This window comes from Streptomyces sp. NPDC085460 (assembly GCF_044541975.1).
Classification (GTDB): Bacteria; Actinomycetota; Actinomycetes; order Streptomycetales; family Streptomycetaceae; genus Streptomyces.
Genome location: NZ_JBITTO010000015.1, coordinates 1 through 11,575 on the forward strand (window position 1 = coordinate 1; position 11,575 = coordinate 11,575).

Below are 11,575 nucleotides of genomic sequence, written 5' to 3' on the forward strand. Positions count from 1 at the left end.
GGTGTCCCTCCAGGGGGGGGCCGCGGCGCCGGGGGTGGCGGCCGCGCTCCCGGGGGCGCCGCGCGCCTGCGGGCCGGGGCCCCCCGGGGTGGGCGGGGGGGGGGCCCGGGCGCGGGGCGGCTCGGGGCCACCGCCGTGTCCGGGGGCCGGTCTCAGTCGTGCCAGGCGCCGAGCCGGTCCAGCAGTTCCTGGAGGGGGCCGAAAAGGCCCTCGGGGGCCGCCACGGCCAGTTCGCCGGACTCGGGCTGTCCCGGACGCCCGCCGGTGCGCGCGCCCGCCTCGCGGGCGATGAGGGCCCCTGCGGCGTGGTCCCAGGGGTTGAGGCCGCGCTCGTAGTACGCGTCGAGCCGGCCGGCCGCCACGTCGCACAGGTCGATGGCCGCCGAGCCGCCGCGCCGGATGTCCCGGACCAGCGGCAGGACCTCCCGCACGACCTCGGCCTGGCGGGCGCGGCGGGTCTGCACGTAGCCGAAGCCGGTGCCGAGCAGGGCCTGGTCGAAGGGGGGCGCGGCGCGGACCGCGAGCCGGCGCTCGCCCAGGTACGCGCCGCCGCCGACGACGGCCCGGAAGGTCTCGCCGCGCAGGGGGGCCTCGACGACGCCGACGACGGTCTCGCCCTCGTACTCGGCGGCGATGGAGACGGCCCAGGACGGCAGGCCGTAGAGGTAGTTCACGGTGCCGTCGAGGGGGTCGATGACCCAGCGGACGCCGCTGGTGCCGGGGGTGGCGGCGCCCTCCTCGCCGAGCAGCCCGTCCTCGGGGCGGTGCTCGGCGAGGAAGCCGGTGATCAGCTTCTCGGCGGCGATGTCCATCTCGGTGACGACGTCGATGGCGCTCGTCTTGGTGGCGGCCACGGCCAGGTCCTCGGGCCGGCCGTCGCGCAGCAGCGCGCCGGCCCGCCGCGCGGCCTCCAGGGCCAGGTCGAGCAGTTCGGCGAGCGGGGGGGCGGGTGCGGGGGTCACGGCGTGGCTCCTCAGGCGTAGGGGCTGTCGGCGCCGGCGGCGGCGGGGCGCTCGGCGCGGGCCGGGCAGCAGCCGATCGGGCAGAGGTCGTGGGAGGGGCCCAGGGCGCCGAGGGCGCAGCGCTCCGCGCGCGTGCCGCGTTCGGCGGCGGCGCGTTCCAGGACCAGCTCGCGGACGGCGGCGGCGAACCGGGGGTCGGCGCCGACGGTGGCGGAGCGGCGGACCGGGAGGCCCAGCTCGGATGCCTTGGCGGTGGCCTCGGTGTCGAGGTCGTACAGGACCTCCATGTGGTCCGAGACGAAGCCGATCGGCACCATGACGGCGGCGGGGGCGCCGGCCTCGCGCAGCTCCTCCAGGTGGTCGCAGATGTCCGGTTCCAGCCAGGGGATGTGCGGGGCGCCGCTGCGGGACTGGTAGACGAGCTTCCAGGGGTGGTCGACGCCGGTCCGCTCGCGCACCGCGTCAACGATGACCCGGGCCACGTCGAGGTGCTGCCTCACGTAGGCGCCGCCGGGGCCGTGGTCGGCGACGGGGCCCGAGGAGTCGGCGGCGGAGTCCGGGATGGAGTGGGTGGTGAAGGCGAGGTGGGCGCCGGCCCTGGCCGTGTCGTCGAGCTCGGCGAGGGAGGCGAGGACGCCCTCGACCATGGGCTCCACGAAGCCGGGGTGGTTGAAGTAGTGGCGGAGCTTGTCGACGCGGGGCAGCGGCAGGCCCTCGGCCTCCAGGGCGGCGAGCGCGTCGGCGAGGTTCTCGCGGTACTGGCGGCAGCCGGAGTAGGAGGCGTACGCGCTGGTGGTCAGGACGGCGATGTGGCGGCGCCCGTCGTGGACCATCTCGCGCAGGGTGTCGGTGAGGTACGGGGCCCAGTTCCGGTTGCCCCAGTAGACCGGCAGCCGGAGGCCGGCCCCGGCGAAGTCGGCCCGGAGCGCGTCGAGCAGCGCGCGGTTCTGGCCGTTGATCGGGCTGACGCCGCCGAAGAGGAAGTAGTGCTGCCCCACCTCCTTGAGCCGCTCCTTGGGGATGCCGCGGCCGCGCGTCACGTTCTCCAGGAACGGGACGACGTCGTCCGGGCCCTCGGGGCCGCCGAAGGAGAGCAGCAGCAGGGCGTCGTACGGGGCGGGATCGTGCTGATCGGACATGGCCCCGATCCTGCCACCCGCCGGCGGCGGCCCGGGGCGCGGCCCGTCCGGAATTCGGGGGTGACCGGAGGGCTTCGAACCCTTAGGCTTTAGCTGTTAATTACACGTGTTGACCGCCGTGCGCGGACGGCACGCCGCGTCGCACAGCCGGAGAACACCTTGGCCAGTCCCTACCGCGCGATCTTCTCGGCGCCCGGTACCACCTCGTTCTCCGTGGCCGGCTTCCTCGGCCGGATGCCGCTCTCCATGATGGGCATCGGCATCGTCACGATGATCTCCCAGGTCACCGGGCGGTACGGCCTGGCCGGCGCGCTCTCGGCGACCCTGGCGATGTCCGCCGCCGTCCTCGGCCCGCAGGTCTCCCGCCTCGTCGACCGGTACGGCCAGCGCCGGGTGCTCCGCCCGGTGACCCTGATCTCCCTCGTCGCCGCCGCCGGACTGCTGCTCTGCGTCCAGCAGAAGGCCCCGGACTGGACGCTCTTCGCCTTCACGGCCGTGATCGGCGTCGTGCCGAGCGTCGGGGCCATGACCCGGGCCCGCTGGGCGGGCATCTACCGGGGCGACGCGCGGTCGCTGCACACCGCGTACTCGTGGGAGTCGATCGTCGACGAGGTGTGCTTCATCTTCGGCCCGATCATCTCCATCGGCCTGTCGACGACCTGGTTCCCCGAGGCGGGCCCGCTGCTGGCCGGCGTCTTCCTCGCCATCGGCGTCTTCTGGCTGACCGCCCAGCGGGACACCGAGCCGGAGCCCCACCCGCAGCCCTCCGTGAAGACCCCGTCGGCGCTCCGCTCCCCCGGCCTCCAGGTCCTCGCCCTGGCCTTCGTCGCCACCGGCGCGATCTTCGGCTCGGTGGACGTGGTGACGGTCGCCTTCGCCGAGGAGCGCGGCCAGAAGGCCGCCGCCAGCCTGGTCCTCGCCGTCTACGCGCTGGGCTCCTGCCTGGCCGGCGCGGTCTTCGGGCTGCTGCACCTCAAGGGCGAGCCGTCCCGCCGCTGGCTGCTGGGCGTCTGCGCCATGGCCGTGAGTATGATCCCCCTCCTACTGGCCGGGAACCTGCCGTTGCTGGCCGTGGCGCTCTTTGTCGCGGGCCTCTCCATCGCGCCGACGATGGTGACCACGATGGCCCTCGTCGAGAAGCACGTACCGCACACCCAGCTCACCGAGGGCATGACCTGGACCGGCACCGGCCTCGCCGTCGGCGTCGCGCTCGGCTCCTCGGCCGCCGGCTGGGTGGTCGACGCCTCGGGGGCGGAGTCGGCGTACGTGGTGCCCGTCGTCTCGGGCGCGCTCGCGGTCGTGGTGGCCGTCCTCGGCCACCGCCGGCTGCGCACGCCGGCGACGGACCGGGAGGGGCGAGATGAGCACGTGGACAGCGGGACCGGGGCGCGCCAGGACGGCGGGCAGCCCGTGGCGTAACTGGGCGGGGAACGTCACCTCCCGCCCGGTCCGGGAGGTGAGCCCGGCCTCGGCCGAGGAGCTGGCCGCCGAGATCCGCCGGGCCGCCCGGGACGGGCTGCGGGTGAAGACGGTCGGCACCGGCCACTCCTTCACCTCGATCGCGGCCACCGACGGCGTCCTGGTCCGCCCGGAGCTCCTCACCGGGATCCGCCGGATCGACCGCGCGGCCATGACCGTGACGGTGGAGTCGGGCACTCCGCTCAAGCGGCTCAACGTGGCGCTGGCCCGGGAGGGCCTGTCGCTCACGAACATGGGCGACATCATGGAGCAGACGGTCGCCGGGGCCGTCTCCACCGGCACCCACGGCACCGGCCGCGACTCCGCCTCGATCGCGGCCCAGATCCGCGCCCTGGAGCTGGTGACGGCCGACGGGACCCTGATGACCTGCTCGGAGAAGGAGAATCCCGAGGTCTTCGCGGCGGCCCGGATCGGCCTGGGCGCGCTCGGCGTGGTCTCCGCGATCACCTTCGCCGTCGAGCCGGTCTTCCTGCTCACCGCGCGGGAGGAGCCGATGCGCTTCGACCGGGTGATGTCCGAGTTCGACGAGCTGCACGCGGAGAACGAGCACTTCGAGTTCTACTGGTTCCCCCACACGGACAACTGCAACACCAAGCGCAACAACCGCAGCGCGGGACCCGCCGCCCCGCTGCCCCGCCTCGGCGGCTGGTTCGAGGACGAGTTCCTCTCCAACGGGGTCTTCCAGGCGGCCTGCTCGCTCGGCCGCGCGGTGCCGCCGGCGATCCCGGCGATCGCCCGGATCTCCAGCCGCGCCCTGTCGGCCCGTACGTACACCGACATCCCTTACAAGGTCTTCACCTCCCCGCGCCGGGTCCGCTTCCTGGAGATGGAGTACGCGCTGCCGCGCGAGGCCGCGACCACGGCGCTGCGCGAGCTGAAGGCGATGGTGGAGCGCTCGCCGCTGAAGGTGAGCTTCCCGGTGGAGGTGCGCACCGCGCCCGCCGACGACATCGCGCTCTCCACGGCCTCCGGCCGGGAGACGGCCTACATCGCGGTGCACCTGTACAAGGGAACGCCCCACCGCGGGTACTTCACCGCGGTGGAGCGCATCATGACGGCCCACGGGGGCCGGCCGCACTGGGGGAAGGTCCACACCCGGGACGCCGCGTACCTGGCGGAGGTCTATCCGCGCTTCGCCGAGTTCACGGCCCTGCGCGACCGGCTCGACCCGGACCGCCGCTTCGCCAACGACTACCTGCGGCGGGTCCTGGGCGACTGACGGGCGGTCACCCGGCGGTGGCGCCGGACGGGGCCGTGGGGGCACCCTGGCGGGCCGGTCCGGTGCCGGGGTCCTCGGTGGGGGCGGGCGGCGTCGCCGGGGCCGTCGGGCCCGTCGTCGGGGCCGTGGGCTCCACGGGCTCCTGCGTCGGGGGCGTACCGCCGCCGTCGGAGCCGGTCGGGTCCGGGGTGGGCCCGGTCGTGGGGTCGCCGCTCGGCGTTCCGTCCCCGGGGTCGGGCGTGGCACCGGTGGGCGGGGCTACCGGGTCCGTGCCGGCGCCCTCCCCGGTGTCCCCGCCCGGGGTGCCGCTCGGCGCCGGCGTCGGCGGCTCCTGGCCCCGCTCCCGGTCCTCGTCCTGGCCGCGTTCCTGCTGTTCCTGCTCCTGCTGCTGCTCCTGCTGCTTCCGCTCCTCGGGGGCGTCCTGCCGGCCGCCGTCCCCGCCGCCGCGGACCACGGAGCCGAAGGTGGTGGTGCCCTTGGTGCCGCTGAAGTCCTCGCCGGAGACCAGCTCGTAGGCGGTGATGCCGCCCATGGTGACGCCAAAGACCAGCGCGGCGGCCAGCATCGGGCGCTTCCAGCCGCGCAGCCGGGTGCCGTGCGTGGTCGCCGCGCCGAACTCCTCGTCGTACGGGAACGGCGCCGCCGCCCCGGGGACGGTGCCCAGCATCAGGGTGTGGCGGTCGCCCGCGGGACGCGCCTCGGGAACCGGGGACACCGGAGACACCGGGGAGGGCGACGGGACCTGACGCGCCTTCGGCTTGGCGGCGGCGGTCGCGTCCCGCACCTGCTCGCCCGTGCGGGAGAAGAGCAGCTGGAAGAGCGGGCCGCCGCAGGTGGCGATGACGCTGATCACACCGGCGCCCAGGATCGTGCCGTAGACGCCGAGGGTGGAGGCGAACTTGGCCGCGATCACCGCGGCGACGGCACTGCCCGCCACCTGAGGGACGCTCAGGTCGACCTTCCGCCGCTGCCCGTCCTCCTCCGGACCGGGGTCCGGGGCCTCTCCTCGGGCCTCCGGCGCCCGTATCTCCGGTTCGTCCGTGTCGGTCGGCTGCCTGTGACGCATCTCCACCCTCTGCCTGGTCATCTGTTCCACCGTGCACCCAGAAGGGACAGATATGCGAAGCGAATAGTTCCGGTTCAGGGGGTTCTGTGAAGAGTGCCACGCGGGAGGAATAGGCACGGGGGCCCAACTCCCGCGCACCCCGAGAAGTTGGGCGGCGCGCCGGTCCACCCGAGTGGCCCGAATGGAGTACATTGACGAACCCTGGGTCCGGACGCCTTCCGGGGCGCCCGGGAACGGAACCGCTACCCAGTGTGACGCCCAGTCACTCCGGGTAGTGAACAGGTAACCGTGCCATAACGGCGGACCAGGGTCCACGCCCGACACGCCGGGCAACTCGGCAAGGTAGTGGCAGGCTGCACCCGGGCAGGCCACACTCGACTAGCGGAAGCAGCGACGCACGTGACGTCGGCAGGCACCACCCGGGAGGTCCCCATGCCCGAACTGCGTGTCGTGGCCGTCTCCAACGACGGCACACGACTGGTGCTCAAGGCTGCCGACAGCACGGAGTACACGCTTCCGATCGACGAGCGCCTCCGGGCCGCCGTGCGCAACGACCGCGCACGCCTCGGACAGATCGAGATCGAGGTCGAGAGCCACCTCCGCCCCCGCGACATCCAGGCCCGGATACGAGCCGGTGCCTCCGCTGAGGAGGTCGCCCAGCTCGCCGGCATCCCCGTCGACCGCGTCCGCCGCTTCGAGGGCCCCGTGCTCGCCGAGCGCGCCTTCATGGCCGAGCGCGCCCGGAAGACCCCGGTGCGCCGGCCCGGCGAGAACAGCGGGCCGCAGCTCGGCGAGGCGGTGCAGGAGCGGCTGCTGCTGCGCGGCGCCGAGAAGGACACCGTGCAGTGGGACTCCTGGCGGCGCGACGACGGCACCTGGGAGGTGCTGCTCGTCTACCGGGTCGCCGGCGAGGTGCACACCGCCAGCTGGACGTACGACCCGCCCCGCCGGCTCGTCCAGGCCGTGGACGACGAGGCGCGGGCGCTGATCGGCGAGACCGACGACACCCTCGCCGCCGCGCCGGAGCCGAGCTTCCCCTTCGTACCGAGGATCGCCCGGCTGCCCCGGGACCGGCCGCTGGACCGGGCCCTGGACCGGCAGCTCGACCGGATCGCCCCGGCCCCGCAGCCGGAGCCGGAGGAGGACCGGGACTCGCTCACCAGCCTCCTGGAAGCGGTGCCGAGCTTCCGCGGCGACCTGGTGGTCCCGGAGCAGCCCGACACCGAGCCCTCCGACGAGGTCGAGGCGGAGGAGCCGCCGGCTCCCGCCGCCTCCGCCGGGGCGGGCGCGGCCTACGCCGACGTCCTCATGCCCCGCTCCGTCTCCGGCCACCGCGACCGGCTGCACGGCGCCACCGACCGGCAGGCGGAGGCCGACGGCGTCCGGCCCGGCCGCCGCGCGGCGGTCCCCAGCTGGGACGAGATCGTCTTCGGCACCCGCAGGAAGAAGCAGGACTGACGCCACGGGCGTACGCGAGGGGCCCGCACCGGCCGAGCCGGTGCGGGCCCCTCCGCCGCCCTGCCGGCTACCGCGGATCCGGGCCCGTGGCCACCGGGCGGGACGGGTCGGAGGACCACTCCGACCACGAGCCGGCGTAGAGGGCCGCCGGGATGCCGGCCAGCTCCAGGGCCAGCACCTCGTGGGCACCGGAGACGCCGGAACCGCAGTAGACGCCGACCTCCCCCGCCTCCGTCGCGCCCAGCGCCGCGAACCGGTCGCGGAGCGCGCCCGCCGGCAGGAAGAGACCGTCCTCGGCCACGTTCTCCGTCGTCGGGGCCGAGTACGCTCCCGGGATGTGGCCGCCGACCCGGTCGATGGGCTCCACGTCGCCCCGGTACCGCTCCGCGGCCCGGGCGTCCAGGAGCAGTCCCGAGCGGGCCAGGGCCGCCGCCTCGTCCGCGTCGAGCAGCCGCAGCGCCCCCGGCTTCGGCGTGAAGTCGCCCGCCTCCGGCTCCGGCACCTCCGCCGACAGCTCCCCCGGCCAGCCGGCCAGACCCCCGTCGAGCACCCGCACGTCCGGGTGACCCGCCCAGCGCAGCAGCCACCAGGCACGGGCGGCGCCCCAGCCGAGCCCGCCGTCGTACACCACCACCGGGCGGTCGGCGCGGACGCCCGCCCGGCGCATGGCCGCCCCGAAGACCTCAGGGTCCGGCAGCGGGTGCCGACCGCCCTCCCCGGGCGGGCCGGCCAGTTCGGTGTCGAGGTCCACGTAGACGGCGCCGGGCAGGTGGCCGGCCTCGTACGCCGGGCGGCCGGGCGGCCCCCCGAGGGTCCAGCGCACGTCCAGGAGGACCGGCGGCCGGTCCCCCGCCGACTCGCTCACGAGTTCCCTTGCGGAGATGATGGGCTTCATGGGGCCATCCTCGCGCAGCCATGCCCGCGACGGGGACGGACCCGGCGTCCTCCCGAAGGATCGCGCCAGGCAGGGTGCGACCGGGGCGCGCCGTGCGCGGTCCGGCGGATCCACGGCCGCGGGCACGGTGACACCATCAGGGCCGAGGAGCGAGTGACCATGACCGAGGCGGCTCGGCGCAGCCCGGGTACACCCTGCTGGGTGAGTCTGATGGTGCACGGAATGGACGCGACGCAGGAGTTCTACCAGGCACTCTTCGGCTGGGAGTTCGTGCCCGGCCCGCAGCAGCTCGGCCCCTACGCCCGGGCGCTGCTGGGCGGCAAGGAGGTCGCCGGCATCGGGCAGCTGCCCCCGGACCGGCACCTGGAGATCGCCTGGACCACCTACCTGGCCACGCCGGACGCCGACGAGACCGCCGAGGCCGTCCGCTGCTGCGGCGGGACGGTCGCGGTGGGCCCGCTGGACGCGGGCGAGGCGGGCCGCATGGTCATCTGCGCCGACCCGGCCGGGGCCGTCTTCGGCGTCTGGCAGGCGGAGGCCCACCACGGCACCGCGCTCGCCGGACCGCCCGGGACGCCGGTGTGGAACGAGCTGCTCACGTACGAGACGGCCACGGTCGGCAAGTTCTACCGGACGGTTTTCGGGTACGAGGTCGAGCCCGTGGTCTCGGCCGACTTCGACTACGCCACCCTGCACGTGGGCGGGCGCCCGGTCGCCTCGCTCCACGGCTTCGGCGAGGAGCTGCCCCGGGACCGGGGCCCGCACTGGATGACGTACTTCGAGGTCGACGACGCGGACGCGGCGGCCCGGCTGGTCGCGGAGCTGGGCGGCCGGGTGCTCCGGCCGCCCCGGGACGGCACCGCCGGGCGGCTCGCCCTGGTCGCGGACCCGGAGGGCGCGGTGTTCACCCTCGTGAGGTCCCGCGACCGTTGACGGCGCCGTGCCCCGGAGGCGTCGGAGACGGCCCCGCAGGCGCCGGCGACAGCCCTGGAGGCGCCGGTGACGGCCCCGGGGTCGTCAGCGGCGGCCCCGGACCAGGCCGCGGCGGCGTGGCGCGGGCGCGGCCTGCGCGGGGGCGGGGACGGCGCCGGGAAGGCCCAGCTGGGTGAGGCGTACCGTGCCGAAGTGGTGGGCGACCGCCGGGTCGTCGTGGTGCGCCGCCAGGTACAGCTCGGTCTCGGCCCGCAGGCCGGGGTGGGCCTTGTGCCGCATGCAGTAGCCGACCGCCCGGACGAGCGGGGCGAGCGAGTCCGGGGCCGGCCCCGGCACCGCCGGCGCCTCCTCGCCCTCCAGGGCGGGGACGAGGTGGTCGACCACGGTGAGCGGGATCCGGTTGCTGTTCTCGAAGGGCGTCAGGCGTTCCAGGAGCTCCTCGGTGCCGACCCGGGCGACGGGCACCCCGTAGTAGACGGCGGCGGTGAGCATCGCCGTGGAGAAGCAGCCGACGACGAGCCGCAGCTCGCACCGCTCGTAGAAGGTCTCGGCGAGCAGCGGCACGTCGAGCACCGTGAGCCGTACCCCGGCCTCCTCCGCGGCCTCCTGGAGGACGGTCGAGTAGCCGGCGGGCGCGGTGGGGTGCGGCTTGAAGACGATCGAGGTGTGGCCGAGGGCGGCGGCGCCGCGGAGCATCCGCACGTGCGTCTCCTCTTCCTCCTCGACGGTGAGGAGGCCGAGTGCGGCGAGGTACTGGCCGAGGAGGAGCGCGGTGGGCTCGGCGGCCACGGCGGCGGCGACGGCCGGGTCGTCCCCGGCGTCGGCGGCGATCTCGGCGAGGACCGCGCGGAAGGCGGCGTCGGGCACCAGTTCGGAGCGGATGCCGTACTCGGTGAGGAGCATCGGGGTCAGGCCGGGCACCAGGTCGAGGTGGAGGAGCCGGCGGATGCGGCAGGCGAGGGACTGGGCGACGTCCGTGCGGGTGGGGCCGTAGCTCATCAGCCCGTCCGCGTACACCTCGACGGAGCTCTCCGGGAAGCAGGCGCCGAGCGCCTTGGCCGGGTTGACCTGGATGGACTCCACGATCAGCTCGACGCGGGCGGTGCCGAGGTCCCAGGCGGTGCGCAGCACCCGCTGCCAGAGCGGGGTCTCCTCGGGGCGGGGGGCCCAGGCGGCCGGGTGGTACGGGTGGATCGTCCGGTTCCAGTCGAGGACGCCGTCGAAGCGGGCGGCGATCCGCGCGTAGCCGGTCATGCTCTCCAGGCGGAGCGCGGTCTCCGGGATCTCGGCGTTGTGCGAGAGCAGCAGGAGGCGGCGGGCGTCGCCGGGGGCGCCGTACAGGCCGGCGTCGACGGCGGCGGCGACGGTCGCGGCCCCGTAGAGGGTGGAGACCTGGAAGATCTGGACCGGGAGCGGTCCTGTGGCCGTGTCGGTGGTCATGATCAGAAGGTCCTTCCGGTCTCGCGCAGGCTCCGCAGAAGGGTGGCGCGGGGGGTGTCCATGGTGGCGAGGGTCTCTTCGAGGACGTCCTGGTCCATGCGGAGCAGGGCGTCGGCGACGTCGGTGCGCAGCCGCTCGGCGACCTCGGGCTCGTACTTGCCGGCCTTGTTCACATGGAAGGCGATCATGGCGCAGTAGGTGCGGACGGCCTTCGGCAGGAAGCGGTCGGCGTCGCGGTCGCGGGAGACCTCCTCCAGGAGGAGGTCGTAGGACGGGATGAAGTCCAGCTGGCGGTTGTCGCTGATCTGGGTGAGCGAGGTGGTGACGCCCCGCCGGTAGAAGACGCCGTGCAGGGAGAGCGCCGCGTAGGTGCGGGCCTTGAGGTGGAGGCGCCAGACCCAGAGCCGGTCCTCCGCCGTGCGCAGCTTGGTCTCGAAGCGGGACTCGCCGTTCTCGAAGAGGGTGCGGCCGTAGACGCCGAAGGGGACGAAGGGGTAGTCCACCATCGTGATCATGCTGGCCGGGGCGATGCCGTCGCGGGGGTCCATGGCGGCGTCGCGGACCTTGGCGGGGGCGTACTTGATGTTCCGCTTGCGTCCCTCGGCGAGGACGTGGTCGGTGCGGGCGAAGTCGACGCCCAGGCGCTCGATGCCGTCGACGGCGGCGCGGAGGTGGCCGGGGGCGTACCAGTCGTCGCCGTCGAGGAAGGTGAGGTAGTCGCCGGTGGCGGCGTCGATGCCGGTGTTGCGGGCCTGGGCGACGCCGAGGTTGGTCTCGTGGCGGATGACCCGGGCGTTCGGGATCCGGTCCTCCCAGCGGGCGAGGACGTCCGGGGTCTCGTCGGTGGAGCAGTCGTCGATCAGCAGGAACTCGAAGTCCGGGTCCGCGTTGCGGGCGAGGCTGCGCACGGTGTCGGGGGCGTACGGCCCGACGTTGTGGAAGGGGACGACGACGGAGAGTTTGGGCACGCGGAGAATCCCCACA

The 11,575-nt window shown here is 74.7% G+C and carries 10 protein-coding genes; 4 read left to right on the forward strand and 6 right to left on the reverse strand.

The window, feature by feature from the left end:
- Positions 1-152: 152 nt before the first annotated feature.
- On the reverse strand, positions 153-962 hold the full coding sequence (locus ACIGHB_RS30370) for an inositol monophosphatase family protein (protein WP_399917537.1): 810 nt from the start codon (positions 960-962) through the stop codon (positions 153-155).
- An 11-nt stretch (positions 963-973) separates the two neighbouring features.
- Positions 974-2,101, reverse strand: coding sequence for a ferrochelatase (locus tag ACIGHB_RS30375; RefSeq protein WP_399917539.1), 1,128 nt, complete (start codon positions 2,099-2,101; stop codon positions 974-976).
- A gap of 159 nt (positions 2,102-2,260) precedes the next feature.
- Between ACIGHB_RS30375 and ACIGHB_RS30380 the strand changes: the two genes are divergently transcribed.
- Both ACIGHB_RS30380 and ACIGHB_RS30385 read left to right on the forward strand, forming a co-directional pair.
- A complete protein-coding gene (locus ACIGHB_RS30380) occupies positions 2,261-3,520 on the forward strand; it encodes an MFS transporter (RefSeq protein ID WP_360318152.1) in 1,260 nt (419 codons plus the stop codon).
- The gene (locus tag ACIGHB_RS30385) at positions 3,462-4,799 is read left to right on the forward strand and encodes a D-arabinono-1,4-lactone oxidase (protein ID WP_399917542.1); all 1,338 of its coding nucleotides are present in this window, start codon (positions 3,462-3,464) and stop codon (positions 4,797-4,799) included. Before ACIGHB_RS30380 ends, ACIGHB_RS30385 begins: the two co-directional genes overlap by 59 nt.
- 7 nt (positions 4,800-4,806) lie before the next feature.
- Here the strand turns inward: ACIGHB_RS30385 and ACIGHB_RS30390 are convergent, their stop codons facing one another.
- Entirely contained in the window at positions 4,807-5,886 is a 1,080-nt protein-coding gene (locus tag ACIGHB_RS30390) for a hypothetical protein (RefSeq protein ID WP_399917544.1), read from the reverse strand.
- Between the two features lie 378 nt (positions 5,887-6,264).
- On the opposite strand from ACIGHB_RS30390, the gene sepH reads away from it, so the two are divergent.
- A complete protein-coding gene (sepH, locus tag ACIGHB_RS30395; RefSeq protein ID WP_360318158.1) occupies positions 6,265-7,323 on the forward strand; it encodes a septation protein SepH in 1,059 nt (352 codons plus the stop codon).
- Between the two features lie 67 nt (positions 7,324-7,390).
- On the opposite strand, the gene ACIGHB_RS30400 is transcribed toward sepH, so the two are convergent.
- Positions 7,391-8,218 (reverse strand): sulfurtransferase, encoded by an 828-nt coding sequence (locus ACIGHB_RS30400; protein ID WP_399917546.1) that lies wholly within the window; start codon positions 8,216-8,218, stop codon positions 7,391-7,393.
- Between the two features lie 159 nt (positions 8,219-8,377).
- Between ACIGHB_RS30400 and ACIGHB_RS30405 the strand changes: the two genes are divergently transcribed.
- Positions 8,378-9,151, forward strand: coding sequence for a VOC family protein (locus ACIGHB_RS30405; protein ID WP_360318164.1), 774 nt, complete (start codon positions 8,378-8,380; stop codon positions 9,149-9,151).
- Between the two features lie 84 nt (positions 9,152-9,235).
- Here the strand turns inward: ACIGHB_RS30405 and ACIGHB_RS30410 are convergent, their stop codons facing one another.
- Positions 9,236-10,591, reverse strand: a complete 1,356-nt coding sequence (locus tag ACIGHB_RS30410) for a polysialyltransferase family glycosyltransferase (RefSeq protein WP_360318167.1) — start codon at positions 10,589-10,591, stop codon at positions 9,236-9,238.
- A 2-nt stretch (positions 10,592-10,593) separates the two neighbouring features.
- Positions 10,594-11,559, reverse strand: coding sequence for a glycosyltransferase family 2 protein (locus ACIGHB_RS30415; RefSeq protein WP_399917550.1), 966 nt, complete (start codon positions 11,557-11,559; stop codon positions 10,594-10,596).
- Positions 11,560-11,575 lie beyond the last annotated feature (16 nt).

What these genes read in the sequence shown, in the direction of transcription:
- ACIGHB_RS30375 (WP_399917539.1), bottom strand. Translation starts at nt 2,101, where the DNA reads ATGTCCGATCAGCACGATCCCGCCCCGTACGACGCCCTGCTGCTGCTC.
- ACIGHB_RS30385 (WP_399917542.1), top strand. Translation starts at nt 3,462, where the DNA reads ATGAGCACGTGGACAGCGGGACCGGGGCGCGCCAGGACGGCGGGCAGC.
- ACIGHB_RS30390 (WP_399917544.1), bottom strand. Translation starts at nt 5,886, where the DNA reads ATGACCAGGCAGAGGGTGGAGATGCGTCACAGGCAGCCGACCGACACG.
- ACIGHB_RS30400 (WP_399917546.1), bottom strand. Translation starts at nt 8,218, where the DNA reads ATGAAGCCCATCATCTCCGCAAGGGAACTCGTGAGCGAGTCGGCGGGG.
- ACIGHB_RS30405 (WP_360318164.1), top strand. Translation starts at nt 8,378, where the DNA reads ATGACCGAGGCGGCTCGGCGCAGCCCGGGTACACCCTGCTGGGTGAGT.
- ACIGHB_RS30410 (WP_360318167.1), bottom strand. Translation starts at nt 10,591, where the DNA reads ATGACCACCGACACGGCCACAGGACCGCTCCCGGTCCAGATCTTCCAG.